General features: G+C 54.0%; 21 protein-coding genes. 5 read left to right on the top strand and 16 right to left on the bottom strand.

Annotated elements, in window-relative coordinates:
• Nucleotides 1–134: 134 nt before the first annotated feature.
• From ispH to murJ, 6 genes are read right to left on the bottom strand one after another with little or no spacing between them, the layout of a single operon-like run.
• Nucleotides 135–1085: a 4-hydroxy-3-methylbut-2-enyl diphosphate reductase gene (gene ispH, locus ACFQ0F_RS11615; RefSeq protein WP_340675105.1), complete on the bottom strand. Its 951-nt coding sequence runs from the start codon at nucleotides 1083–1085 to the stop codon at nucleotides 135–137.
• Nucleotides 1086–1104: 19 nt separating this feature from the next.
• The gene (locus ACFQ0F_RS11610) at nucleotides 1105–1563 is read right to left on the bottom strand and encodes an FKBP-type peptidyl-prolyl cis-trans isomerase (protein ID WP_340675106.1); all 459 of its coding nucleotides are present in this window, start codon (nucleotides 1561–1563) and stop codon (nucleotides 1105–1107) included.
• The gene (lspA, locus tag ACFQ0F_RS11605; protein WP_379072444.1) at nucleotides 1560–2114 is read right to left on the bottom strand and encodes a signal peptidase II; all 555 of its coding nucleotides are present in this window, start codon (nucleotides 2112–2114) and stop codon (nucleotides 1560–1562) included. The genes ACFQ0F_RS11610 and lspA overlap by 4 nt, the downstream gene beginning before the upstream one ends.
• Before the next feature lie 28 nt (nucleotides 2115–2142).
• Entirely contained in the window at nucleotides 2143–4965 is a 2823-nt protein-coding gene (gene ileS, locus ACFQ0F_RS11600; RefSeq protein WP_379072407.1) for an isoleucine--tRNA ligase, read from the bottom strand.
• Between the two features lie 9 nt (nucleotides 4966–4974).
• Nucleotides 4975–5934: a bifunctional riboflavin kinase/FAD synthetase gene (gene ribF / locus ACFQ0F_RS11595; RefSeq protein WP_379072404.1), complete on the bottom strand. Its 960-nt coding sequence runs from the start codon at nucleotides 5932–5934 to the stop codon at nucleotides 4975–4977.
• A 51-nt stretch (nucleotides 5935–5985) separates the two neighbouring features.
• The gene (gene murJ / locus ACFQ0F_RS11590; protein ID WP_340675109.1) at nucleotides 5986–7563 is read right to left on the bottom strand and encodes a murein biosynthesis integral membrane protein MurJ; all 1578 of its coding nucleotides are present in this window, start codon (nucleotides 7561–7563) and stop codon (nucleotides 5986–5988) included.
• A 179-nt stretch (nucleotides 7564–7742) separates the two neighbouring features.
• Between murJ and rpsT the strand changes: the two genes are divergently transcribed.
• Nucleotides 7743–8006, top strand: a complete 264-nt coding sequence (rpsT, locus tag ACFQ0F_RS11585) for a 30S ribosomal protein S20 (RefSeq protein WP_340675110.1) — start codon at nucleotides 7743–7745, stop codon at nucleotides 8004–8006.
• A 91-nt stretch (nucleotides 8007–8097) separates the two neighbouring features.
• On the top strand, nucleotides 8098–8823 hold the full coding sequence (locus ACFQ0F_RS11580) for a helix-turn-helix domain-containing protein (RefSeq protein WP_379072399.1): 726 nt from the start codon (nucleotides 8098–8100) through the stop codon (nucleotides 8821–8823).
• A 7-nt stretch (nucleotides 8824–8830) separates the two neighbouring features.
• Here ACFQ0F_RS11580 and ACFQ0F_RS11575 read toward each other — a convergent pair whose 3' ends face one another.
• The 5 genes from ACFQ0F_RS11575 to rplU all read right to left on the bottom strand — a co-directional run bounded on the left by ACFQ0F_RS11575 (nucleotide 8831) and on the right by rplU (nucleotide 12283).
• The gene (locus ACFQ0F_RS11575; RefSeq protein WP_340675112.1) at nucleotides 8831–9028 is read right to left on the bottom strand and encodes a DUF3149 domain-containing protein; all 198 of its coding nucleotides are present in this window, start codon (nucleotides 9026–9028) and stop codon (nucleotides 8831–8833) included.
• Between the two features lie 122 nt (nucleotides 9029–9150).
• Nucleotides 9151–10320: a glutamate 5-kinase gene (gene proB / locus ACFQ0F_RS11570; RefSeq protein ID WP_340675113.1), complete on the bottom strand. Its 1170-nt coding sequence runs from the start codon at nucleotides 10318–10320 to the stop codon at nucleotides 9151–9153.
• A gap of 72 nt (nucleotides 10321–10392) precedes the next feature.
• Nucleotides 10393–11625, bottom strand: a complete 1233-nt coding sequence (gene cgtA / locus ACFQ0F_RS11565; protein ID WP_340675114.1) for an Obg family GTPase CgtA — start codon at nucleotides 11623–11625, stop codon at nucleotides 10393–10395.
• A 60-nt stretch (nucleotides 11626–11685) separates the two neighbouring features.
• The gene (rpmA, locus tag ACFQ0F_RS11560) at nucleotides 11686–11946 is read right to left on the bottom strand and encodes a 50S ribosomal protein L27 (protein ID WP_340675115.1); all 261 of its coding nucleotides are present in this window, start codon (nucleotides 11944–11946) and stop codon (nucleotides 11686–11688) included.
• Between the two features lie 25 nt (nucleotides 11947–11971).
• The gene (rplU, locus tag ACFQ0F_RS11555; protein WP_340675116.1) at nucleotides 11972–12283 is read right to left on the bottom strand and encodes a 50S ribosomal protein L21; all 312 of its coding nucleotides are present in this window, start codon (nucleotides 12281–12283) and stop codon (nucleotides 11972–11974) included.
• A gap of 248 nt (nucleotides 12284–12531) precedes the next feature.
• Here rplU and ACFQ0F_RS11550 point away from each other — a divergent pair, with 248 nt between their 5' ends.
• The 3 genes from ACFQ0F_RS11550 to bcsG all read left to right on the top strand — a co-directional run bounded on the left by ACFQ0F_RS11550 (nucleotide 12532) and on the right by bcsG (nucleotide 15576).
• Complete coding sequence (locus ACFQ0F_RS11550; protein WP_379072393.1) at nucleotides 12532–13497, top strand: polyprenyl synthetase family protein; 966 nt, start codon at nucleotides 12532–12534, stop codon at nucleotides 13495–13497.
• Nucleotides 13498–13599: 102 nt separating this feature from the next.
• On the top strand, nucleotides 13600–13977 hold the full coding sequence (locus tag ACFQ0F_RS11545) for a response regulator transcription factor (protein ID WP_340675118.1): 378 nt from the start codon (nucleotides 13600–13602) through the stop codon (nucleotides 13975–13977).
• A gap of 9 nt (nucleotides 13978–13986) precedes the next feature.
• Nucleotides 13987–15576: a cellulose biosynthesis protein BcsG gene (bcsG, locus tag ACFQ0F_RS11540; RefSeq protein WP_379072389.1), complete on the top strand. Its 1590-nt coding sequence runs from the start codon at nucleotides 13987–13989 to the stop codon at nucleotides 15574–15576.
• A 32-nt stretch (nucleotides 15577–15608) separates the two neighbouring features.
• On the opposite strand, the gene ACFQ0F_RS11535 is transcribed toward bcsG, so the two are convergent.
• The 5 genes from ACFQ0F_RS11535 to ACFQ0F_RS11515 are packed head-to-tail and all read right to left on the bottom strand — an operon-like array spanning nucleotide 15609 to nucleotide 25502.
• A complete protein-coding gene (locus ACFQ0F_RS11535) occupies nucleotides 15609–18809 on the bottom strand; it encodes a cellulose synthase subunit BcsC-related outer membrane protein (RefSeq protein ID WP_379072386.1) in 3201 nt (1066 codons plus the stop codon).
• Entirely contained in the window at nucleotides 18809–19969 is a 1161-nt protein-coding gene (gene bcsZ, locus ACFQ0F_RS11530; RefSeq protein WP_379072383.1) for a cellulose synthase complex periplasmic endoglucanase BcsZ, read from the bottom strand. The genes ACFQ0F_RS11535 and bcsZ overlap by 1 nt, the downstream gene beginning before the upstream one ends.
• A 7-nt stretch (nucleotides 19970–19976) precedes the next feature.
• On the bottom strand, nucleotides 19977–22244 hold the full coding sequence (gene bcsB, locus ACFQ0F_RS11525) for a cellulose biosynthesis cyclic di-GMP-binding regulatory protein BcsB (protein WP_379072380.1): 2268 nt from the start codon (nucleotides 22242–22244) through the stop codon (nucleotides 19977–19979).
• Nucleotides 22241–24748, bottom strand: a complete 2508-nt coding sequence (gene bcsA / locus ACFQ0F_RS11520; protein WP_379072377.1) for a UDP-forming cellulose synthase catalytic subunit — start codon at nucleotides 24746–24748, stop codon at nucleotides 22241–22243. The genes bcsB and bcsA overlap by 4 nt, the downstream gene beginning before the upstream one ends.
• Entirely contained in the window at nucleotides 24741–25502 is a 762-nt protein-coding gene (locus ACFQ0F_RS11515) for a cellulose synthase operon protein YhjQ/BcsQ (protein WP_379072374.1), read from the bottom strand. The genes bcsA and ACFQ0F_RS11515 overlap by 8 nt, the downstream gene beginning before the upstream one ends.
• Nucleotides 25503–25507 lie beyond the last annotated feature (5 nt).

Genomic DNA, 25507 nt, shown 5'->3' with positions numbered 1-25507 from the left:
CGTTCTCTGCGAGCCAATCAATAGGCGTGCAAAGGCCTTGTGTGGGCGATGCCGCACGCTATTTAAGCTGCGCAGCACCTACCTCATAAGGGTGGCAAAGATTTAAGCGTTTACTAGGGCGCCTGCGAAAAAAATCACACGGCTTTGACGGGAATGCGCAGTTCTTTTGGCATCGAGAACACGACATTTTCTGGGCGGCCATCAAGCTCGACCGGCACTGCACCGCCCCATTCACCTAAGCGATCAATGACTTGGCGAATCAGCACTTCAGGCGCCGAGGCCCCAGCGGTCACACCCACGGCGGCAACGCCATCGAGCCATGACTTATCGATTTGCTCGGCGTTATCAACCAGATAAGCCCGCGCACCGATACGCTCAGCTAGTTCGCGCAGGCGGTTTGAGTTCGAGGAGTTGGGCGAGCCCACTACCAATACCACTTGGCATTGTTCGGCCAAAGTTTTTACCGCGTCTTGGCGGTTTTGTGTGGCATAGCAAATATCATCTTTGCGTGGGCCTTGAATATGCGGAAAGTGCTGGCGCAGGGCATCGATGACGCGCGCAGTGTCATCCACCGATAGCGTGGTTTGTGTGACAAAAGCCAAGTTTTCAGGGTTTTTCACCTGCAACTTAGCGACATCGGCCTCATCTTCGACCAGATAAATATCGCCGCCATTACGCTTGTCGTACTGGCCCATGGTGCCTTCGACTTCAGGATGCCCAGCATGGCCGATCAAAATCGCCTCGGTGCCGGTACGCGCATATCGCGCTACTTCCATATGCACTTTAGTCACCAAAGGACAGGTAGCGTCAAAGACTTTTAAGCCGCGCGAGCTAGCCTCTTGTTGGACTTTTTTTGACACGCCATGGGCGGAAAAAATCACGATGGCATCATCAGGCACTTGCTCAAGCTCATCGACAAAGACCGCGCCGCGATCGCGCAGGTCATCGACGACAAATTTGTTATGCACGACTTCATGACGTACATAAATTGGTCGGCCAAACACTTCTAAAGCACGATTAACAATCTCAATAGCGCGATCAACTCCGGCGCAAAAACCACGCGGATTAGCAAGTTTTATGTCCATGACAGCGCTCCTAAGGGCGTTAATTCAGCGTCACTGGTCGTGCATCGGCATCGGTGACGCGCAGCACATCAACTTCAAATACCAGCTCACGACCCGCCAATGGGTGGTTGAAATCAACTTCAACGGCATTGTCTGGCAAGGCTTTAATTACGCCCGGCAACTCGGCTCCACTGGCATCGGCAAACTGCATAACCATGCCCGGCTCCAGCAGCTGCTCACCGAACTGATGACGCGGAAAATGCTGCACATTGTCTTCCTGCCAGATACCAAAACCATCCTCAGCCGAAATACTAAAGCGGCCTTGCTCGCCTGCTTGCATGCCTTCGATGGCCTTCTCGAAGCCGGGCAGCAAATTGCCATCGCCAAATTCAAACGTTGGCGGATCGCTACGATCATGCGTGCTGTCGAGCACTTCACCCGAGCTTAATGACACCGTGAAATGCATGCTGACGCGCGTACCTGGGCCAATTTTGCTCATGTTTTCGGCTCCTGAGACGTTGCTTCAGATTTTGCCAGACGCTCGCGGCGCGACTCTAAAAATACGCTATCGATGATCAACATAATAGCGCCCACAGTGATGCCACAATCGGCAATATTGAAGGCGGGAAAGCTCATACCGGCCCAATGGAAATGTATAAAGTCGACGACATAGCCTTGCACGATGCGGTCATGCAGATTGCCGATAGCGCCGCCCAAAAGCAGTGCCAATGACAATGGCAGCCAACGCGAACCGCGCGGCAGACGCGCCATCCAGATGATAAGCGCAATGCTCACCACCACCGCGATGCCGACAAAAAACCAGCGCTGCCAGCCACCGGCATCATGCAGAAAGCTAAAGGCCGCACCTGAGTTATGTGCCAGCGTCCAATTCAAAAATGGCAGTAGCTCGATGGACTGGCCATAGTGCAGGCTCGTCGACGCCCAAGCCTTGGTGTAGAAATCGGCGACATAAATTAACACCGCCAGCCAGAGCCAATTCAGTGGACGGTCGAGAATCGCGCGCATGCCGACAGCGTTTGCAGAAGGCATTTTATTAAGCCCAGTTTTAAGCCCCGATTTAAGCATAGCGACGCTCCTCGCCCTGACCACAGACATTGCTAACGCAGCGCGCACAAATCTCCGGATGCGCAGCGTCCGTGCCAATATCATCGCGGTAATGCCAGCAACGCACACACTTGATACCAGCAGACGGCGTCACCAACACGCGCAAGCCATCAAGCTCACTGGCCTCACCACTATCTCCCGACAACGGCAGCACCGTGGCGCTAGAAGTGATCAGCACAAAACGCAGCTCATCGCCCAAAGCAGTGAGCACCGGCAGTAACTCATCGTTGGCGAACAAGGCAACATCGGCAGATAAACCTGAGCCGATCTCTTTGCGATTACGTGCGGCTTCGATGTGTTTATTAACCGCTGATTTCATTGCCAAAACTTGCTGCCAATAAGCCTGCGTCAGCATCGGCTCAGTGCCGGGCAAACGTGCGAGGCCCGTATACCATTCGCTCAAAAATACCGAGCCTTCGCGCTCACCGGGTAATGCCTCCCAAATTTCTTCGGCAGTAAAGCTCAGAATTGGTGCTGCCCAACGCACAAAGGCTTCGGCAATATGCCAGAGCGCAGTTTGCGTTGAGCGGCGCGCCAATGACTGCTCTTGCGTGGTGTATTGGCGATCTTTAATGATGTCGAGGTAGAACCCCCCCAGCTCATTGACGCAGAAGTTGTGCAGCTTGTGATAGATCTGGTGGAACTGAAAGTCGTCATAAGCCGCGATGACGTCATCCTGTAAGCTCGCTGCGGCATCGACTACCCAACGATCAAGCGCGAGCATGTCATCGGCGGCGACAGCATCACGCACAGGGTCGAAACCATTGAGGTTGGAGAGCAAAAAGCGCAGCGTATTTCGGATGCGACGATAGCTATCGGACATGCGCGAGAGGATTTCATCGCTCACGGTCATCTCGCCGCGATAATCCGTCGCTGATACCCAGAGGCGAATAATATCGGCACCCAAGGTCTGCATGATTTTTTGTGGCGCGACGACATTGCCCACCGATTTCGACATTTTTCGGCCTTGGCCATCGACGGTAAAACCATGAGTCAGCACCGTCTTAAATGGCGCTGAACCATTGGCGGCAACAGCAGTCAGTAGCGATGACTGGAACCAGCCACGATGCTGGTCTGAGCCTTCCAAATACAGGTCGGCGGGATAGCGCAAATCATCGACGCGATTGAGTACACAGCTATGCGTCACGCCGGAATCGAACCAAACATCGAGCGTGTCGGTGACTTTGTCGTAATGCACGGCGTCATCACCCAAAAGCTCGGCGGACTCCAAGGCAAACCACGCCTCAATGCCCTTAGCCTCAACTCGTAGCGCAACTGTCTCAATTAGCTCAGCTGTGCGCGGGTGCAGCTCGCCAGTTTCTTTGTGCACGAATAAAGTGATCGGCACACCCCAAGTACGTTGGCGCGAAATACACCAATCGGGCCGGCCCGAAACCATACCTTCGATGCGCGCCTGACCCCATTCTGGCAGCCACTCGACTTGCTTGATGGTTGCCATGGCGTCATCGCGCAGATTATTTTGCGTCATGCTGATAAACCACTGCGGCGTGGCGCGGAAAATAATCGGCGTTTTATGACGCCAGCAGTGCGGATAGCTGTGCTGGATTTTGACAAAGCTCAATAACGCCGAGCTACCATCGGCGCGAGGCTCGCGCAGCGCATCGCAAATTGGCTCATTGGCCTTGTTCACGTGCAGGCCAGCAAAGCGCGGCGTATTCGGCAAAAACACGCCGTTGCCATCGACGGGATTATCCACCGTTAAGCCATAAACCTTGCCAATGACAAAGTCATCTTGGCCATGACCCGGCGCTGTGTGCACAGCGCCCGTACCGGCGTCGGCAGTGACATGCTCGCCAACAATGACCGGCACCACGCGCTCATACAGCGGATGCTGCAGCTGCAAGCCTTCCAGTACCTGACCGCTCACCGTCGCCAGCACTTCAACATCGGTCGCTTCATAACGCGCACAGGCATCAGCCGCTAGCGTCTCGGCCAGCACCAAATGTCGCACTTGCCCCGCCACTGTCGCACGCACAACGGCGTAGCTCAGTTCAGGGTGCAGCGACACGGCTTGGTTGGCGGGCAATGTCCATGGCGTTGTGGTCCAAATCACCACTTCCGCCGAGACCAGAGTCAGTCCCGTGCGCTTGGCAAAATCAGCCATATCGACAGCGGCAAAACCAACATCAATCGCCGCCGAGGTCTTATCTTGATACTCAACTTCGGCCTCAGCCAAAGCCGAGGCGCAATCCATACACCAATGCACCGGCTTCATGCCTTTATGCAAATGGCCATTGCCAGCGATTTTGCCGAGCACGCGAATAATGTCGGCCTCTTGGCCAAAGTTCATCGTTAAGTAAGGCTTATCCCAGTCGCCAAGCACACCTAGGCGCTGAAAATCGACCGACTGGCGAGCAACTTGCGTGGCCGCATATTCACGGCATTTTTCACGAAACTCAGCAGCACTCAGCTTGACGCCGGGCTTACCAAATTTCTTCTCAACATTGAGCTCAATGGGCAGGCCGTGACAGTCCCAGCCAGGCACATAGGGCGCGTCAAAACCGCTCAGGCCCTTCGCCTTCACAATCATATCTTTAAGAATTTTATTCACCGCATGACCGATGTGAATATCGCCGTTAGCGTACGGCGGGCCATCATGCAGGATGTATTTCGGCGCACCCGCGCGCGCTTGGCGAATGCGTTGGTAAAGCGACTCAGACTGCCACGCCGCCACTCGTGCTGGCTCGCGCGTGGCAAGACTGGCCTTCATGGCAAAATCAGTTTCGGGTAGGTTCAGCGTGGTTTTATAGTCCATAGCCTGCAATCAATTCCCAGCGTGCTTTAGGGCAGTAGCGCCTTCAGCAGAAAAATAGTGGTGGCCGGCAATAACATCTGCCTCGATAGCCGATTTCAACGCCTCTAATGAGGCAAAGCGCTGCTCATCACGCAATTTATGCGCGAAACGCACACGCAGGCGACGACCATAAAGATCGCCGCGATAATCCAATAAATGCACTTCACAACGCGCTTGAATGCCCTGCACCGTTGGTCGCGTGCCAACATTAGCCACAGCCGGCAATGGCGTGTCGCCAATGCCATCGACCCAGACCGCAAAAACACCACGCAAAGGCAGCACTTGCCGTTTCATCAAAATATTGGCGGTGGGCAGACCTAATGTACGGCCTATTTTATCGCCATGAACAACATGGCCCGCGACAAAAAAGTCACGCCCGCTAAGTGCCCGCGCTAAGGCAAAGTCGGCAGCAGCGACGGCAGCGCGAAGGCGTGTACTGCTGACACGATCGCCGTCAGACTCGAAAGTAGCGAGTTCATCGACGGCAAAGTCGTGCTCGACTCCCGCGCGTTGCAATTGGCTGTAGTCGCCGCTGCGGTCGCAACCAAAGCGGAAATCATCGCCAGCTAAAATATATTTGGTCTGTAGCTTGGCCACGAGCAAATCGTCGATAAAGCCCGACGCCGTGTAGGCGCGAAAGCGCTCATCGAAGCGCACTAGCAGTACGCGATCGACACCATACTCAGCCAAGGTCTCGACTTTATCGCGCCACGTCATTAATCGGCCAGGAGCTTGCTCACCAGAGAAGAACTCCTGCGGCTGCGGCTCAAAGCACATCACCATAGCAGGCACACCGAGCCTATCGGCGGCTTCACGCAGCTGCGCGAGCATGGCTTGATGGCCAGCGTGCACGCCATCAAAATTACCAATGGTGAGCGCGTGCGGCCCTAAAGCGGGGCGCAAATTGTGTATGCCGCGTATCAGATGCATGACGAACTTATAGCCTTAGCTGATTCAGCGCGTGAGTATACCGAAAGCGCATCAGGGATGCCGCAGCTCGCGTGGTCTAAAGCCAACCGCCAATAATGCTGCGCCATAAGTCGCCGCACCAGCAGCGCAGATCAGTAGCACCCAACCCACGCGCGCCCAACCGTGGCCCGCTAGCCACCAATCGTTACTCGGCGTGATGAACCACAGCACTGCGAACATCGCCGCATTGGCCATGGCAAAGCGCAGAAGCAGCGGTACCCAACGCGCATCAAGACGATAAATGCCAGAGCGATGCAGGCCACGATAAAGCAAACCAGCATTGACGAAAGCCGCCAAGGTGCTCGCCAAAGACAGGCCAACATGGTCTAAATGCCACACCAGCATCAGGTTAAACACCATATTCGCGACCATCGCGATGATGCCGATGCGCACGGGCGTCTTCATGTCTTGGCGCGCGTAAAACGCCGGCGCAAAAACTTTAATCAGCATAAACGCCAAGATGCCGCCCGACAGCGCCTGCAATGCCATCGCCGACTTCACCACGTCTTCTGCGTCGAATGCGCCGTGATGAAACAAGGTCGCTAGCAAGGGCTGAGCCAAAAAGCCCATCGCCAATGATGCCGGCAGGCCAACCAAAACGATGACTTTTAAGGCCCAGTCGATGGTGGCGCGAAATTCGACATCGGACTTTTCTGCATGCTTGGTCGATAGTGTCGGCAAAATCACCGTGGCCACGGCAATGCCAATTAAGCCCAATGGCAGCTCAGTTAAACGCTCAGCGGTGTAGAGCCAAGACACCGAACCGCTGACCAAAAATGACGCCAGCACAGTATCGAGCAGTAGGTTTATTTGACTCACCGAAACGCCGAACATGGCCGGCACCATCAGCGTCAGAATGCGTTTAACCTCGGGGTCTTTAAAATTCGGCTTAAACCGCGGCATCAGATTGATGCGATGCAGCGGCCAAAATTGGAAGCCCAGTTGCACCACGCCAGCAATTAATACGCCCCACGCCAACGCCATAATCGGCGTCGATAACAACGGCGCAAGCCAGACCGCGCAGCCAATCATGGTGACGTTGAGCAGCACCGGCGTGAAGCTCGATACGCCAAAACGGCCATAGGTATTGAGAATGCCGCCAGCAAAAGCGGTCAGCGAAATCAGCAGTAAATAGGGGAAAGTCACGCGCAGCATGTCGGCGGCGAGATCGAACTTCAGCTCATCACCGCGAAAGCCGGGCGCAAACAGAAAGATAATGGCCGGCGAAAATACAATGGCAAACACGCTGATTGCGCCGATGACCAGCGTCAGTGAGCCCGCAACATGACTGATCAGCACGCGCACCGCGTCATCGCCGCGCTGGCTGCGCACTTCGGTGAGCACTGGCACAAAGGCCTGCGAAAATGCACCCTCGGCAAATAAGCGGCGTAAGAAATTAGGGATCTTGAACGCCACTAAAAATGCGTCCATGAGCCGGCTAGCGCCAAACAAATTCATAAATACCATGTCGCGCACTAAACCCGCGATGCGTGACAATAGCGTCATGGCACTGACAATAAAGGTCGATCGCCACAGGCTAGGGGCGCTAGCAGCGGGCTTTTTCGGCGGAATGACGGGGGTGGCTGACATGTGAGCTCCAAGATCGCAGGCGATAGTAGCGCAGCCATGCCCTGCTTCGCTAGCAATGCGGGTTGACTTCGTGCGATCTCGGCGGCATCATTGCGCGCCTGATTTTGGAACTCTTAAACACCTCGGTGTGGAGTCGTTTCAGAACACTTTAATAGACTGAATTTTATGGGAGCCGCCTGGTGGCCAACTCTGCACAAGCCAAAAAACGCGCACGTCAAAACGACAAGCAGCGTCTGCACAATGCGAGCCTGCGCTCCATGGTGCGTACATTTATCAAGAAAGTTGTGAATGCCATTGCTAGCGGCGACAAAGCCGTTGCGCAAGCTGCCTACACAGCAGCCGTGCCTGTCATCGACCGTATGGCCGACAAAGGCATCATCCACAAAAACAAGGCTGCTCGTCATAAGAGCCGTCTGAATGCACAGGTTAAAGCGCTGGCCTAAGCCATCGTTTTGCTGTGAAAAAAAGCCGGCTATCACGCCGGCTTTTTTACGTCTACGATTACACTCAAGATTAACTAACTCTGAGTTGGCCATGACCGCCTTCCGCCCCGCCGCAACCCGCTGCCTCGATTGCGGCTTACACAAGCTGTGTTTTCCACCGAGCTTCGACGAGCACGCATTAAATCGCATCAGCCAATTAGTCGCTCAGCCCAGCGCTTTTGCCAAAAATGAAACGGTATATCGCTTAGGCGACTCAATGACTGCGCTTTATGCCGTACGTTCAGGCGCGCTTAAAACCAGCGTTTTGCTGCCTTCAGGTGAAGAGCAAATCACTGGCTTTTATTTGCCAGGGGAAGTTATCGGTCTCGATAATATGGGCCAAAGCCATTGCGCCAGCACCGCCACGGCACTAGAGAAAACCACGCTGTGTGAGTTGCCAGTGAACGGCATTAGCCAGCTATCGCAGCAGCTGCCGGAGTTGCAGGGGCATTTGTTTCAGATCATGAGTACTGAGCTGCGCCAAGATTATCAGCGCATGCATTTGATGGCGCAGGCGAGCGCCGAGGTGCGGGTGGTGAGTTTTTTATTGGGCTTATCGGCGCGCCAACAGCAGCGGCATTTGGCAACAAATGAACTACGGCTATCGATGGGTCGGGCTGATCTTGCCAACCATTTAGGCTTAGCGCTAGAAACCGTCAGCCGCGCGCTGTCTCAGCTCGCAGATGACGGTTTAATAGAGGTCAGCGGCAAGAGCATTCGCATCATCCATGCCGAACAGCTCGCTGAGCGCGTGGCGGCAGACTGCCACTCAAGCTAACGACTGATTAATTTGCGTAGCGTTGATCATGCCATGCGGAGTGCCTAGCTTTCGCTTTTCCAGCAGGCTCATGAGCAATTTCAATCTGGCCTTTCACTTGGCGCATCAAAGCGATCGCTACAGCGCCGGGGATGCCAATAGCGCAGATCAAAATCACTGCAACCGACAGAAAGCCACTCCAAGTACCCAGTAAGTCCATCCACATGATCGTATCTCCACCTTGTTTTCGATGGATTCATTAGAGCGTAATTGCTCAATGCTTGATTTGATCTGCGTCAAGTTTTACTGCGACTCCAGTTGCCGCTATGTAACGCGGCACAAGGCCGTTTAGATCAGCACCATATTGTCGCGATGAATTAATTCTGGCGCATCGACATAGCCCAAAATCGCCTCAATGCGCTCAGATGCTTGGCCGGCAATACGGCGTGCTTCATCAGCGCAATAATTCACTAAGCCAAGGGCGATTTGCTCGCCCGACTCATCCACGCAGGCAATCACCTCACCGCGCTGAAAATTACCGCTCACTGCCGTGACACCGACTGGCAATAAGCTGCGATGGCCTTGGCGTAACGCTGCCACCGCTCCGGCATCGAGCTGAACTTGCCCCGCCACTTGTAGATGCCCTGCCAGCCACTGCTTGCGTGCAGCCAAGCGATCTTGCTCAGGCAGCAATAAAGTGCCCAAGACATCACCCTGCTTGAGGCGCTGTAGGATGTTTTCACCGCGACCACTGGCAATCACCGTGGCGCAACCTGAACGCGCCGCTAGGCGAGCCGCACGCACCTTGGTGATCATGCCGCCACGACCAAGTGCACCGCCGCCGCCAGCCATTTTCAGCAAGCGCGCATCCGTTGCCTGCACTTCAGGCAAAAGTACTGCCGTTGGGTCATGGCGCGGGTCGCGATCAAACATGCCATCTTGATCGGTCAAAATGATGAGTGCATCGGCTTCGACTAAGTTAGCCACCAGCGCTGCCAAAGTGTCGTTATCGCCGAAACGAATTTCGTCGGTGGCTACCGTGTCATTTTCATTGATGACCGCAATCACGCCCCAGTTCATTAAGGTGCGCAATGTGCTGCGGGCGTTTAAATAGCGTTTGCGATCGGAGAGATCGTCGTGAGTCAGCAGAACTTGCGCTGTGCGTACTTGATGCTGACGAAAATGCGTCTCGTAAGCTTGCACCAAGCCCATTTGGCCGATGGCGGCACAGGCTTGCAGCTCAGGCACGCTATCGGGGCGAGCGCGCAAACCCATGCGCACCATACCTTCCGCAACCGCGCCTGAAGACACCAAAATCAGCTCAATGCCTTGGGCCTTTAGGGCCACCATCTGCTCAACCCAAGCAGCCATAGCCGCTTGGTCTAGGCCCTGGCCATTATCGGTCAGTAACGCTGAACCAATTTTGACTACCCAGCGCTTGGCGCGCTGCAGGCGATGACGCTGGCTACTTACGGTTGTAGAGCCAGCGTTTATAGATGTGCTGTCGGCATGAGACATGGACGATTTACCAGCGGTCATTAGTAATAGGCAGTGATGCTGCCGTCATTGTGCGGCCTTGTCGATATCGCCTCAAGGTCGATAAATGATCTCGGGCGCATCTTCCGCGTCTTCATCCCAATCATCATCTTCGTCGCCATCGAGCTCGCTAGGATCAATGCCTAGGCGAATGGCACGACGCTCAGCCGAACGGCGCACTTCCAGCTCGCGAATACGATCACGGCCTTCCTGTACCAGACGCTCACGCTTCTCTTGCTCGGCTTCAGCCAATGCTGGGTCAGCATCTTCTGCTGCACGCTGCTCTTCGATTGCATCCATCAAGCGATAACATACCGCCATGGCACCATCGCGAGTTAGGCCTGATGTGCGGAAGATGGGGCCATCCCAATTCAAGCGCGCAACGATGTCATTGCAACGCTCATCGACTTCTTCAGCTGAAGGTAGCAAATCGATTTTATTCAAAATCAACCAGCGTGGCAGTGACGCCAGCGTTGGTGAAAACTTAGCTAGCTCAGCGGCAATAACATTCACGCCATGCACAGGATCGGTTTCGTCGTAAGGTGCGATGTCCACGATATGCAGCAAGAAGCGCGTGCGCGCCAAATGCTTGAGAAAGCGAATGCCAAGGCCCGCACCATCGGATGCACCTTCGATAAGGCCAGGAATATCGGCCATAACAAAGGAGCGATGGCGATCGACATCGACCACACCAAGGTTGGGCACCAACGTGGTGAATGGATAGTCAGCGACTTTTGGCTTGGCTGCAGATACGGCGCGAATGAAAGTTGATTTGCCAGCATTAGGCAGACCTAACAAACCGACATCAGCTAAGACTTTAAGCTCTAAACGCAGCTCATGAATTTCGCCTACAGCGCCATCGGTGGTTTTGCGAGGTGAGCGGTTGGTTGAGCTTTTATAGTTGATGTTGCCTAAGCCGCCCTGACCACCACGAGCCAGCAAAACACGCTGACCGCCCTCGGTTAAATCGCCGAAAACCTCACCGGTAACTTCGTTAAGCACCGTGGTGCCCACCGGCACTTTCAGCGTGATGTCGCTACCGCTACGGCCGGTGCAGTTAGCACCACGGCCATTTACACCGCGCTCGGCACGAAATGAACGCGTGTAACGATAGTCCACCAGCGTGTTAACGCCGACATCGGCCTCGGCCCAAACTGAGCCACCGTGGCCGCCATCACCGCCATCGGGGCCGCCGAAGGGGATGAACTTCTCACGACGGAAGCTCATGCAGCCGTTGCCGCCATCACCTGCCGCTATCTTGATCACTGCCTCATCGACGAACCGCATGACATCTCTCCGAAAACAAAAAAGCCCCGCGTAGGCGGGGCTCTTGCAACGCGTACGCCCTTAGGCGTTAGCTACGACAACCACGTATTTGCGGTTGAATTCGCCTTTAGTAACAAACTTTACCACGCCGTGCGCTTTCGCGAACAAGGTATGGTCACGGCCCATGCCGACGTTTTCGCCAGCCCAGAACTGTGTGCCGCGCTGACGGATGATAATGCCGCCTGCTTGGATTTGTTGGCCGCCGTAGACTTTAACGCCTAATCGTTTGGCTTCTGAGTCGCGACCGTTACGAGTGGAACCACCGGCTTTTTTATGTGCCATGTCTGTATCTCCTGCAGATCAGCGATTAAACGCTGATACCTGTAATTTTCAATTCGGTGTAGTACTGGCGATGACCGGCTTGACGACGGTAATGCTTACGACGACGGAATTTAACGATACGGATCTTATCATGGCGACCGTGGTCCAGCACTTCTGCTGTAACTTTAGCACCGGCAACGATAGGTGTACCGATTTGAATGCTGTCGCCATCCACAACCATCAGAACGTCATCGAACGTAATGGTCTGACCTGGCTCAACATTAAGTAATTCTACTTTCAGGCGTTCGCCTTCAATCACACGGTGTTGTTTACCACCGCTTTTAATAACTGCGTACATTTGCTTGGCTCCCACCAGTCAATCGAAACAGGTCGCGAACCGGTTAAGGCCGCCGTTTTGCTCTAGGGAATGAGCACCCGCATTCGAGAATTTCGCAAGGCGCGCAATCTTAGTGAAAACCCTGCGTAAGTGCAAGCCACCGTTGCCCTTATAACGCTGCGATAATAATTTAGATCCTTAGCTTATGGCCGCGCCGCGCCGCGACTGGTAGGATTCGCATCCTTATTGCGCCCACATAAAATTGCACCATGGATTTCAACGCTATCTTACATTTGGTCCGCGACGATTTTGCCTCCGTCGACGCCTGCATTCATGAGCAACTGAAATCGCGCGTGCCTTTGGTCAGCGAAGTGGGCCGCTATATTGTGCAAAGCGGCGGCAAGCGCTTACGGCCATTAGTGACGCTACTTGCTGCGCGCGCCTGCGGTTATCGTGATGGCAATGCTCATGTAGTAATGGCCGGCGTTATTGAAATGCTGCACACCGCCACCTTGTTGCACGACGACGTTGTCGATGAGTCTGGCCTGCGTCGCGGCCGCGCTACCGTCAATGCGCATTGGGGCAACTCAACAGCTGTGCTGGTCGGTGACTATCTCGTAGCGCGCGCCTTCCAAATGATCGCCAGTCTGAAAAGCCAAGATGTTTTCGACATCATGAGCGATAGCACCTGCGTCATTGCCGAAGGCGAAGTGCTACAGCTAATAAATCAGCACGATCCTGACACCACCGAAGAGCGCTACCTCGAAGTCATTCACGGCAAAACCGCGAAGATGTTTGAAGCTGCAGCCGAATGCGCCGCAGCACTATCGAACCCTGTACATCGTGAGGCTATGGCTACTTACGCCCGCCATCTAGGTGCCGCCTTCCAAATCATCGATGACGTGCTCGACTACACTAGCTCGGCAAAAGTCATGGGCAAAAACGTTGGTGATGATCTCGCCGAAGGCAAACCTACTCTGCCGCTGATTCAGGCCATGAAAATTGCCGCTCCCGCTGAAGCCAATATGGTTCGCGAGGCGATTCGCAGCGGTGGCTTAGAGCATCTGCAAGAAATCATCCAACTTGTGCAAGATTGCGGCGCACTCGACTACAGCCTGGCGCGTGCCAAGGCCGAGTCCGATGCTGCGATTGCTGCATTAAACACGCTCGAAGAATCTATTTGGCGTGATGCGTTAGTCGATTTAGCGCGTGAGGCATTAGCACGCAACCATTAATGTACATTTTGTAACTTGCCTGCACCGAACCTTGCACTAGTGCAAGTGCTACACTTGTTGGATATGATTCGCTCTGTCAAATACGCATAGCAAGGATTCAGCATGTCCCGTCGCACCATATTACTAATCGAAGATGATGAGCTCATTGCAGGCTTAGTTCGCCTGATGGTTGAGCGCTTAGGTCATGAGTTAGTGTGGGCGCCGGATGGCGAGGCTGGCAAACAGATGCTTGAAACCGGCTCTGCCGATATCGTCATTTTAGATATTTTACTGCCCTACCTAAATGGCTTTGAAGTGCTTAAGTCGCTGCGTGCTAACCCAAGCACAGCAAAGCTCCCTGTGCTTGTACTAACAGGTAAAACAGCTCAGGCCGATATTGACCGAGTAGTAGAAGCTGGTGCTGACGACTTTCTCGCCAAACCCTTCCAGCCCAACGAGCTCAGCCAACGGCTTACTCGTTTGCTTCGCCGCCTAGGCTGAGGACGATTCATGGGTTTGTGGAATGGCTATTTCATCGCAAAATTAGGCCTGTTCTACGCAGACTATATTGACTTCAATGTCCTACTTAATCTTGCACTAGCTTTCGCAGTCATACTGCCATTGCGCCGTAAAATCTGGCGCATCGCACGATTACTCGTTGCCATCCCTGCGGCAATCGCCCTGCTCTATTACGACACCCGCCTTCCGCCTTTTTCTCGGCTATTAGCGCAGCAGCAAAATCTTGAACAATTTAGCCTTAGCTATGCCATCGAGCTCTTGGGGCGATTCATCAACCCGAGTGTCTTGCTTTATGGCCTTGGCCTGTTTTTTATTGCCTATATATTTGCTCGCAAACTTCGCTTAACGACCTTTGTCTTACTCGCTATTTGGCCAGCCATTCCGCTCTATAGCATGTGGCAAAATCAGCAAACTATCGTGCGTGCGCCTCAAAATACGGCCTTAGTGGCAGCAAGGGCTGAGCAAGCCAGCATCGCCCCGGCTGGCGCCACTGGCGAACCAAAAGACGCCAATATTGATGCCGCACTAACGCGCTTCTATGCAGAGCAAGCCAAACGCCAAGTAAGCTTTGCGCGCCCAGAGGCGACACCAGCGTTTGACATTTTAATCGTGCAGATTTGCTCATTAGCGTGGGATGACTTGCTGATGACTGAGCAAGCGCAAGCACCACTTCTGCAGCGCACGGACATCTTGCTTAAGCGCTTCAATACCGCCACCTCATACAGTGGACCTGCTGCAATTCGCCTGCTGCGCTCGGCCTGCGGCCAAACCTCGCACAAGTCTTTATATGAGCCAGCGGCAGCCAACTGCTATTTGTTCAATCAGTTTGAACAAGCCGGCTTCCGCAAACACATGCTGCTTAATCACGATGGTGTTTTCGGCAATATGCTGCAGGAAATTCAGCAGTATGGCGGCTTAAATGTTGCGCCAGATGCGAACTCGCCCGCCAGCACCGCTTGGCTAGGCTTTGATGGCTCTATCATTAAAGATGACTACGAAGTGCTCAATGGCTGGCTAACACGCCACCCGCATGATGCTAACGCGCCAGTCGCGCTCTACTACAACACCACTAGTTTGCATGATGGCAACCACCCGCCAGGCACTAGCTCATCGAATGGCTCTGCTAGCCAATATGGCACGCGCGTGAAGCGCTTATTGTCTGACTTGGACCGACTCATCACCACGCTAGAAACTCAGCAGCGACCAACTATGCTGGTGTTTATCCCTGAGCATGGTGCTGGCTCTCGTGGCGACCGCATGCAGATTCCCTTTATGCGTGAGAACCCAAGTCCGGCCATCACATTGGTGCCTGCTGCTGTGCGCTTTGTTGGCCTAGCTAAACAGCCCAGCCCCATCACGATTGATCAGCCCACCAGCTATATCGACCTTGCAGGCTTAATGCGCGATGCCATCGCGCAAGACCCATATCGCAATAATAGTGTGACGGCAGCCACGCTCGCCGCCAGCATCACCAGCACGCCTTATGTGTCCGGCAATGAAGCTGTGACCGTGGTGCGCTATAGCGATGATTATTATCTGCACTATCAGGGCGGCGCTTGGGCGAACTATCGCTACCAATAAGCGCCGCTAGCTGAACTGCCTTGCTCTAGGATCTAGAAGTCTGCGTAAGTTCTCAGCAAGCGTGGCGGATACTCAACCAAGCCGCGCTTAGGTTTTATTTCGTAGCGCAAATACAGCTGCAGCACATTGGGCGAGTAGAACTCCGCACGATCGATGCGAAAGCCTGTGCCAATAAACCAGTTCGGTGCCACGCGCTTTTCCAATGCACCTTGCAAGCTGTAACTCATGCTGACACCGCCGCCGCCACCAGCATAAATCGGGTTAGGCAAAATGGGATTCGCACTCGCATTAGCCACCGCTAGAGCCTGCAAAGCCGCATCGGTTGGGTGGTAGGGGCTGTCTTTCGATGTCGCCCAACTCAAACCAACACTAGGCTCGAGCAGATAAGCATAGTCCTTCCAACGCCCCGTCCAACGCACAGGAAAATCTAAGCTAAGGTATTGCTGCGGGCTGTAATAGCCGCCATGACCAAAGCTAAACTCACTCAGATCTTTAGTGAAATGCCAGTAGGTCAAACCTAAGCCGGCATTGACTTGAGTATCACGACGATCGATCACGTCATGACTCTGTGACACCGATAAGCGCAACTCTTCGTTGGTCGCCACCGATGTGCCTGTGAGGACTGCTGCGCGACCACCAATCGCTCGCGTGCGGCCATTGACACTATTGCTAAAGCGGAAGCTTGCACCAGTGCGCACCACCCCGCCCCACACACGTCCAGACGCCGGATCGCGCGTGCCGGCATAAGACAGCAGGCTGCTTTGCACAGGCCGGCGAAACAGCTCCATACTTTTATAATGCGTGGCATCGGCATCGCTATAGCGCAGACCGCCAACCCATGAAGTTACGGCAAAGCCTAGCGGCGTAGTGCCTAAGTCAAAGCGGTAATTATCTGTCTCAAAGCCGACGCCAAGCGCTATGCCATCGGCCGATTGGCTGACTGGCGTGATGCCCGTGGGGGACTTAGCTAAGACTTGGCCGAATTGCGCTTGATCACGTAAATTTGTCGGCAAAGTGCCGGCATCAATGCTGACCTGATCGATATGGCCAATGAAGTGGCCGCGATAACCAATAGGCCAGTAAATTTCCGTGGGAATTTCTGTCACTCGCGTGGTGGAAATACCGTCGGCACCAGATTTTTCACGATAGATGAGCCCGGTGTGAACATAGCCATCAAGGCGTTTTTGGTTGCGTGTGAGTGCGCGCTCGGTCGCGGTTTTGGCAAACTCAACCTCTACGCTTAAGGCATTGGGATTGCCGACCGGTTTGCCCTCAAACTCGCTTGCTTGAGCAAACCATTGGAAAGCCTGAGCATGATCGCCCGCGGCCTCGGCCATTTCGCCACGACCTAAAAACGAGTCGACTTGTAAGCCACCGAGTCGGCTATTTTGTGCGTTCGTTAAGCTTTGACGCGACTTTGTGTAAGGGGCAAGTGTGACCGTTGCTCCAGCTGGATCGTTGCCGGCAATTAGCACGTCGGCGAGTGCAAACTGCCAGTCGATGTTGCTAGCCTGCGGATCAGCGTTTGCTTGACGCTCACGCATCCACTCCACGCCGTTAGGCAGTTTTGCATCAGGGCGCTGGATAAGTATTTTGGCCACTTGGGCGCTGGCATCTGGATCGTCTTGGCTTAATCGCTCTGCCTGTACAAAAGCTGCTTGACGCTCACTCAGGCTTTTCGCATCTGCCAATATTTGCAGCTGGCGACGCAGGCGCAGCTCATCGGCATAACGCACGATGGACTCGTTGAGCTCAGACTCCGGTACAGCAGCGAGCGCTGCTTCGGCGTCATCAAAACGATCTTGTGAGCTAGCAAACAGCGCATAAGCATAGGCACTAGAGCCATCGTTCAAGTTCGCAAATGGTGCCATGACGGCATCACCTTCATCGCCACGCTGCTGACGCTGCAATACTTTCGCTAAATCAAAAGCAAGCCACGGGTCATTGGGGGCTTCATGCTGAGCTAAACGTAAGCGTTTTTCTGCTGCAGCAAAATCACCTTTCTCAACCAGTGCATCTGCCTCATCACGAAGCTGGCCTGCTTTCACTCGCGCCAATGTTTCACGCAGCTCTGGCCTATCACCGGCCTCAACCAATAACGCTCTGGCCTCAGCCACACGTCCTTCTTGTGCCAGCCAACTCAGATAATTACTTAAGCTGCCTTCATGGCCTGGCGTGAAGCGTAGCGCCTCTTTCCATGCAGCCTCAGCGCCAGCTTTATTACCTTGCTCCGCCAAAAGCTGGGCACGCAAATTTAAGGCATCGGCCTGATGCGGCTGCAATGCCAAAGCCTTCGAAGTAGCCTTTAAAGCCTCATCGAGGGATATCGTGTCACGCGTCTTTCTCGCGCTCGCCAAGCTAGCCCAAAATGTGGCTGTGCGTTTGAGGCTTTGCAGCTCACTACGAAGATCTGGGTTATTAGCCTTCAGAGCTTGTGAAAAAAGTTCTACCGCCTCGGCATGCCTGCCTTCCCGCATACGAATGCGACCAAGGCCGGCTAAAGTAGCTGCGTCATTGCCACGCTGCTTCTGCAAGGCCAGTAACGCCTTCTCAGCTCTACCTGTTTGGTCATTTTGCAAATCACGCAGCGCCGTCTCACGCGCAATAACAAAGGGGTCATTGCGCCGCTTTAGTTCGGCGGCCGCCTCGGCACGGCGCTCACCTTCTGGACTAGACAGCATGTCATTTAAGGCTTCTCGATAGCGCTGCTGACCAGGATTGTCTCGAACTAGCTGCGCTAAGCCATCGGTGGCAGTCGCCCAGTAAGCGGGCACGCTCGCTAGCAAACGGTAGTAACGCAGCGATAAGTCGCCGCCTGGCGGGCCTTTCGGAAAGACACGCCTAGCCATGACCACGGCAGCTTCACCGCGACCTGTGCGCGCCATAATTTCCGCTGTGGCAAAGTCGCGGCCATCGCCACTGCTTAGGCGGCGATAGGCTTGAGCTTGAGCTAACGCTGAAGAGTTTGGATGTGCTTTTACTAAGGTCGCAATCGCGGCATTAGCTTGGTTAGGCTGGTCAGCACTGTAAGCAAGCTGAACGCGCAGCAATAACGCCTGAGCATTTGTCGGCGCAATGAGCAGTGCTTTATCAAGCGCAAGCTCAGCTAAGTCGGGACGGTTTTTATCCAGCCATAACTGCACCGAAGCCAATTGCGTGTCGATCGGGGCTGCCAGAGCCAAGACACTGGCAGAACTAGTCGCAATGGCAAGTGCCAAAGATCGTAGGCGCATCACAAACACTCCGATGAGATCTGCACGCGGCCATCTCGCTGAAATTGAAAACGTTGGTCACGCCATAGCACGCTAAAGAGCGACAACACTTCGGTGTAATAGCCTTCGCGAGGCTGTTCGGCGCGCGCGCTTATGGCAGCTAAACCGGCCTTGTCGCTAAGCTCAGCTTGCGCCTGCAAATAGGGCAAAGCCGCTTGTGCAAAACCGATGGGGTGATGGTCCGAAATTACTTTTGCGCTTTGAGTCTGTACGCGATCTGAGATGAAACCCTGCTTCATTGCGCGAGTAGCCCATGGCGCAAAATGGCTGCGTAAACTGGCGCTCAAAGGGTCGTCAAACGGCATCATGCCCAGCCACAGATACACGCGGATGGCGTTGTAGGCGCTATCGCCATCTCTGTCGGGCCAGCTAATGCTGCCGGTAGCAATATTAAGCACAAACCAGTCTGGCGAAATGGCTTTCGGCGCACTCTCGCGCAAGAGCTTTTCGCTGCTTTGCACTAGCTCCTGCCAGACTGCATCTTCCGTCCACACAGCCAAGCCGCGCAGCACGCTGATCGGCCAGTAGCTTGGGTTTAAGCGCCATGTATCTTCAGTCGGATGAAACCCAGTCGGCCCAGGCAGCAAAACTCGGCCATAGCGCGGCAACACTACGGTTTCAGCTTCAATAATGCGTTTAGCCAAGGCTAGGCCGACCTCACGATAGCGTGTGTTTGGCCACAATTCGGCTGCGGCTAATAAGCTGTAGGCAATCCACACATCGGAGTCACTGGCAGCGTTGCGATCTAGCACACGCCATTGGCCATCATCGGCCTTGCCCCATGACCACGCAGGCAAATGTGTACGCAAGTCGCCAGCAGCGAGGTTGTTTTCTGTCCATTGCAGAAGCTGGTCGAAACGCGCCTGATCGCGATTCACTAGTGCAAAAAAAAGCGCGTAGCTTTGGCCTTCAGATGTAGTGATTTGCTCCGGCACGCTGGCATCAATCACTCTGCCATCGCTGCTGATAAAGTCACGTACAAAGCCAGTCCACGCTGGATGAATGGTGCAGACATCACTGGCGGCGATGGCGCTGCCAGCCGCGCTCGGCACCGTGCTTGGTGGCGAGCCGGCGCAGGCGCTAAGCGCGGCCATCAGCGAAAGTAGAAGTACGCGCCACATCAGGCGCTCACTTCACTAATCGGCGTTTGGCGAGATAGTTCAAGCCAAAGAACATCAGCATGGCAACAAACAAACCTAAAACGATGGAGGCGATTGCGAGCAAAATTGGCTGCCCCGAGAACACCAGCCACATCCGCGTCATGACTGGCAAATGGCCAACGTGATAAATCTTCTGGGTACGGAAGCTATCGACCTGCTCGCCATTAACCAAGGCCACATCGCCCTGCATACGCTCGGCGAGCTCATTTCTGTCCATGGCATCGAAGAGCTTTTGCAGGCTGTCATTGCTAGTCGCATGTAGCGCCACTAACGTATGACCTGGACTTTTTGGCGATTGATAACTGGTCAGCGCACTATGTTCGCCATTAGCAGAGAGCATCACGGTAATGTCGCGACGAGCAATCGGGTCGCCCTGCGCTGTTAGCCAACTCGACTCGGCATCTGTCTGCGCCTGCGAGCTTCTGAGCACGCGCATGACACGAGTCATATAAGACGGCAAACCAGGGATCCACTGCGTGCGTATTTCAATCGCCGCTGGGCTGCCAATAATCAGCAAGTCTTTATCGGCGACTTTATCGACCGTTGAGACCGTTGCCACGCTCAAGCGCACGCCAGGAAAACCAGTAGTGGCGCTAAATTTAGCCACACTATTGAGCATGGCGGTAATGTCGCCAGCACTAGGCTTATCCGATAGCACGACAGCGGTTTGTGCCAAATCAGCATAGCGCGTGAAAGGGAAGCCGGCCTGTGCAAACACGCTTAAATTAGGCATGGCGATATAGTGCGGATAGCGTGAAAAGTCGATGGTGGAATCTGGATCGATCGCTGCTACAAAGCTATCGCTGATCGGCGAACTACAGAGATTTTTCTTCGACACTTCGGGCTGATAGCGCAGTTGTAATTCGTTGCGCACACCAACATAAAATGGCGGTGCCGACAGCACTTTCTTGGCTTGGATGCTGGCTTCATCAAGCACGGGCAAGTTCAATTGCTTAGCATCCGTTTGCTGCCCAGGCAGCAATGGATATGCCGTCACTAGCTGGTTATTAAGATAGACACCCAAGAGCGAATTATCGTGACTAATAGGCGGTGTGTAGCGATAGCGCAAGTCGATATCGATGCCGCGCACGCGCCAGGTAAAGAGATCTGGTGGCAGACGTAGATTGAGGCGAATCGGGTCGCGATTGGCATAACTACGCTGCAGCTCGTAAGGCTCTTTAATCAACTCAGCAAAGCGAATCGGGCTGGTTGTCCGCACCCAATTAGGCGCGTCATTGGCTAGGCGTGCCTTACCTAAATCGACGGAGCGAATCTGTGCCTGCGAGCCACTCATCAAAACATTACCCAAAGCCAGCGCTTGAGCGGCCTTGCGCAAATCACCACCATCGCGGCCGCGAATAACTAAGTACTTCACTGCTGGGCGCTTGTACGCTGAAATAATATCAATCGTCGGCCCAGATACCGATGGCAAATTTAAGCCACGAATACGGTCACCATTTTTAGCAAAAATCACCGCATGGCCAGCAGGCAAACTATTGATCGTTGCCGGGAAGCGCGCGCTGCGATAATCGGCAGACTGACCAAACCACGACGCTGCAATGCCCGCAGCCGCAAGAGTGTCAGTGCTAGGTTGGGCACTAAAAACAAATGGCAGGTTCAGGCGCCTATTATCGCGTTTATCAAAAAATGGCGCCGGCAATAAAGCCAAGTCATTCGGTAATGTCACCGGAGAGACCTTCAACAATAAACGGCTATCCTTGCTGATATTGGCCCATAAACTAGTGTGTGCAGGGTCTTCGCAGCCCAAGGTGTAATGCCCGACCAAAGATAAACGCAGCTGGTTAAAGTCGCTGAAATAGCGAGGATCGATATTCAGTCGCTGCACAACCGGCTCGGGCGATGTTTGTTTTGGCAGAGGAATAATCCCAACCACTTCATTGTTTAGATAAACCTTGAAGTGCGACAAGCCTTCGAGCATGGCTGGCGAGTAGCTCATATTGAGCTCTAAAGTGGCCGACTCGACCACTTCGTCGGCGCGCACACCCACATTCAAGTAAGCATTATTATTGAGGCCGATGAGCTCGTAACTGCCCGCGCCCATCTCGCTAAAGCTTCTTGCGTAGCTGCGGGCAGTAGGAGTGAAGCCCTGCTCAGCTTGGGCCTCTTGCTCAGAAGCATCTGCCACAGATGCTGCCTGCACGCCGGTGGCGCAAAGCAGGACCGCCAGCAAAGCAGTCATGGACGTTGTTGATGAAACGAGGCGCGTAAGGTTCATGGGCGCTCCACAGCAGAAGTTATATGGCGCACTCGGCGCGAGCGCCAAAATGCAGGAATCAATTGAAACAGCTGGCCGTACGCGTGCCAGCACAATTTATTAATGCGTGTGAGACTTTGCCAAGCATTATCACCCACTACTGGTGAGGCATACCACGCACCAGGACGGGCAAATGTACAACGCACCAAATTCGCCTCATCGCGCAATGTTAGGTTTTCAAAACGCAGACCAACACGGCGGCCAGCGCGCCACATGACCTGTGCATTAAAGGCCATCTCATCTTCGTCAGAAGGTAGAAGTACTCGAATATGTTCGCCGTCATTTAGCTCAATGCCATCAGGCAAGATCACACCAAGGCCTGTCATTGAATAGTCTAAAGACTTCGCTCGAATGGCCTGATCACCAATGCGATAGAGCACTATCGACATCTCGCCATTGACCCGTGGCGACACACGTAGCTGCATGCTTTCGCGAGAAGCACCCATGGCAACGCCGAGCACGACTAAGTTGTAGAGTACCCAAAACACGTTTAGCAGCACCGTGCCGATCTCGCCGTTTTCTGGCGAAAGTATGCGTGCAATACCAAAAAATAAGCCGGCAACGTTAATCACAATCAGTAGCAAATAAGGCTTGGCGATACCCCAGTCATAAAAGCTCGAATCGACCAAGCTACCTTTCGAGGTAACGTTGAACTTGCCAAGCTTGGGGTTAATCAATGCCATTGTTGTTGGCACCGCGATATACCACGCCAGCACCGTCTCATAGACCTCAGACCAAAATGAGTGCCGATGCTGCCCCTGCGCACGCGAGTTGGCCAAGTTGGCATGTATGAGCTGAGGCAAAATATAAGCCAAGATGGCGGCGGCCGATGTGGCAATCAAATGCAGGCCAAAGAATAGATAGGCCATCGGTGCGAGCAGAAAAATAAGGCGCGGGATGCCATATAAAAAGTGCAGCATGGAGCTGGTATAGCAAAGCCGCTGCGCCCATGTCAGGCCGGGGCCACGCAAGGGGTTATCGGTGCGGAAAATTTGAATCATGCCGCGCGCCCAACGAATGCGCTGGCCGACATGACCAGCAATACTTTCCGTCGCCAAGCCCGCAGCCTGAGGCTTATTGATAAATGCTGTGTTATAGCCTAGGCGATGCAGCTTCAATGCCGTATGCGCATCTTCGGTTACCGTTTCTACCGCGATACCACCGACCTCAAGCAACGGCCCACGCTTAATGACTGCGCACGAACCGCAGAAAAAAGTCGCATTCCAAAAGTCATTACCATCCTGCAGCAAACCATGAAACAGCATGTCTTCCGCCGGCTCGCCGTCTTTCATGCCGAGGTTGCGGCGAAAGGGGTCAGGCGAGAAAAAATGGTGCGGCGTTTGCACTACGGCACACTTCGGGTCTTTCAAAAACCAGCCCATGGTTGAGCGTAAAAATGGCCGCGTAGGAATATGGTCGCAATCAAAAATAGCGATGTAGTCGCCCGTACTGTATTGCAGGGCGTGGTTTAAATTGCCGGCCTTGGCATGGAAGTTATTGGGCCGTATCAGGTAGTTAACGCCGGCCTCTTCGCAGAAGCGTCGAATATTGTCACGGCGACCATCATCCAATACCCATATCGATAATTTATCCGCCGGCCAATCCAGGCCCAAGGCCGCCAGCACAGTGGGGCGCAGCACTTTCAAGGGTTCGTTATAGGTAGGGATATAAATATCAACACTCGGCCATTCGCTGCGATCGGCCGGCAGCGGCGCTTCCTCACGATTCAATGGCCAAGCCGTTTGGAAGTAGCCCAGAAGTAAAATAGTGACCGCGTACAGCTCGGCAGCAAACAAGATAAGCGCGAAAAATAAATCGACGGGCTCGCCCACGGGCATGGTCGCAGTCACTCGCCACCAGAGGTAGCGCAGCGTGGCCACTAAAGACAAGGTGAGCAGAAACACGCGCGCCGTTTTACCCGGCATCTGTCGCGCAAACATAGCCAGACCGATCATTAAGATGGCGAACAAAGCTTGATCTAGAGGTTGCAGAGGTGTGCTGACAATTAGGCCGAGTAACGGCAAGCAAACGAAGGCAATTAACAGCCGCAAACTCAGCGTCATTGTTGGCAGCGTTAGCGCTAGGCCATCGAGACGCTTACCCAAAGCTGCGCGATCAACGCGAGCATCTAGCCACGATTGCATGGGTGCCCAGAGCTGTTGGCAGAGTCGCTTAAGGTGGCCTATACCTCGCGCCATAAACTGCAGCAGAGATTTCGTGTTTTGGTATTGATAAGCCTGTGGCAGCACGAATACGCGCCATAGCCATAAATGCATCGGCGCTGGCTGCTCAACACCTAGCTGCGACGCTACCCACGCGCGAAGTCGTAGCGCTAAACTATCAAGAATAGGGATGGCTTTGCGCTGATCTGCAGGCAGGACAAATAGCCACCACCACTTTAGGTTTGGCAGATTTCTCCAGTGATCAACCCAGCGCGGCGCCACAGCGCTATCTTGCTCACGCATCGTTGAGCCACTCACTACGCATCCAGTTTGCTAAGCCTAATAAGTCATGCGCTGCCTGACTGAAACTGGCAAACCAAACCACCGTTGTGCCCTCAAGCAGAGCATCAGAAACCAATTCGTCTTGATGTATTGGCAAAGGCAACAGCTCTTCACCAACGAGTTCGCGCCAGCTTTTAAGCAGCTCGCGCCGCGAGCTTTTACTGGCATTGATTTGGTTGAGGATATGACGATGCTGACAGCCGCTTGGCAGCACTCGAACATCGCTGCCCGTAAATGCTTTTTGCGAGGCGGCATCGCATAACCAAATCGATAATGCCGATGTCGCCACGCGCTCTGCGTGATCGCTGTAGGCATTAAAGCCACTCGGGGTATCGATAAATAAAACATCGACGCCATCAAAAACAGGCGACTGCAGCGCCTGCTCTAGCCAGTTTGGCTGCTCGTCCAAATGATGCTCAATGGCTTTACGCTGCGCTGCGGTGATTTTGCCAAAGGGGAAAACACGCAGGTTTTCACGTGGCGACCAATAGCTTTTATTGGTAATTGCAGAAGGCTCGCTAGCATCTAGCAGTGTGTGTGCCCAGCCTATTGTTTGCTCATTAAAGCCATCGAAGTGTTGCGAGACAGTATTTTGCGGATCAAGCTCTAAGACAGCGACCTTGAGACCCTGTTCAGACAAAATGGCAGCAAGATTAACCGCGAATACCGTGCGACCTACTCCGCCTTTTCGTGAAAACAACGACACGACTCGCATAAACA

It is taken from the genome of Paraperlucidibaca wandonensis (assembly GCF_042677145.1).
Taxonomy (GTDB): domain Bacteria; phylum Pseudomonadota; class Gammaproteobacteria; order Pseudomonadales; family Moraxellaceae; genus Perlucidibaca; species Perlucidibaca wandonensis.
Note: the sequence above shows the minus strand (reverse complement) of the source record. Positions and strands in the feature narration are given on the sequence as shown.

Coding starts and splice junctions, on each gene's coding strand:
- ispH (WP_340675105.1), bottom strand. CDS start 1,085: ATGGACATAAAACTTGCTAATCCGCGTGGTTTTTGCGCCGGAGTTGAT.
- ACFQ0F_RS11610 (WP_340675106.1), bottom strand. CDS start 1,563: ATGAGCAAAATTGGCCCAGGTACGCGCGTCAGCATGCATTTCACGGTG.
- lspA (WP_379072444.1), bottom strand. CDS start 2,114: ATGCCTTCTGCAAACGCTGTCGGCATGCGCGCGATTCTCGACCGTCCA.
- ileS (WP_379072407.1), bottom strand. CDS start 4,965: ATGGACTATAAAACCACGCTGAACCTACCCGAAACTGATTTTGCCATG.
- ribF (WP_379072404.1), bottom strand. CDS start 5,934: ATGCATCTGATACGCGGCATACACAATTTGCGCCCCGCTTTAGGGCCG.
- murJ (WP_340675109.1), bottom strand. CDS start 7,563: ATGTCAGCCACCCCCGTCATTCCGCCGAAAAAGCCCGCTGCTAGCGCC.
- ACFQ0F_RS11580 (WP_379072399.1), top strand. CDS start 8,098: ATGACCGCCTTCCGCCCCGCCGCAACCCGCTGCCTCGATTGCGGCTTA.
- ACFQ0F_RS11575 (WP_340675112.1), bottom strand. CDS start 9,028: ATGTGGATGGACTTACTGGGTACTTGGAGTGGCTTTCTGTCGGTTGCA.
- proB (WP_340675113.1), bottom strand. CDS start 10,320: ATGTCTCATGCCGACAGCACATCTATAAACGCTGGCTCTACAACCGTA.
- cgtA (WP_340675114.1), bottom strand. CDS start 11,625: ATGCGGTTCGTCGATGAGGCAGTGATCAAGATAGCGGCAGGTGATGGC.
- rpmA (WP_340675115.1), bottom strand. CDS start 11,946: ATGGCACATAAAAAAGCCGGTGGTTCCACTCGTAACGGTCGCGACTCA.
- rplU (WP_340675116.1), bottom strand. CDS start 12,283: ATGTACGCAGTTATTAAAAGCGGTGGTAAACAACACCGTGTGATTGAA.
- ACFQ0F_RS11550 (WP_379072393.1), top strand. CDS start 12,532: ATGGATTTCAACGCTATCTTACATTTGGTCCGCGACGATTTTGCCTCC.
- ACFQ0F_RS11545 (WP_340675118.1), top strand. CDS start 13,600: ATGTCCCGTCGCACCATATTACTAATCGAAGATGATGAGCTCATTGCA.
- bcsG (WP_379072389.1), top strand. CDS start 13,987: ATGGGTTTGTGGAATGGCTATTTCATCGCAAAATTAGGCCTGTTCTAC.
- ACFQ0F_RS11535 (WP_379072386.1), bottom strand. CDS start 18,809: ATGCGCCTACGATCTTTGGCACTTGCCATTGCGACTAGTTCTGCCAGT.
- bcsZ (WP_379072383.1), bottom strand. CDS start 19,969: ATGTGGCGCGTACTTCTACTTTCGCTGATGGCCGCGCTTAGCGCCTGC.
- bcsB (WP_379072380.1), bottom strand. CDS start 22,244: ATGAACCTTACGCGCCTCGTTTCATCAACAACGTCCATGACTGCTTTG.
- bcsA (WP_379072377.1), bottom strand. CDS start 24,748: ATGCGTGAGCAAGATAGCGCTGTGGCGCCGCGCTGGGTTGATCACTGG.
- ACFQ0F_RS11515 (WP_379072374.1), bottom strand. CDS start 25,502: ATGCGAGTCGTGTCGTTGTTTTCACGAAAAGGCGGAGTAGGTCGCACG.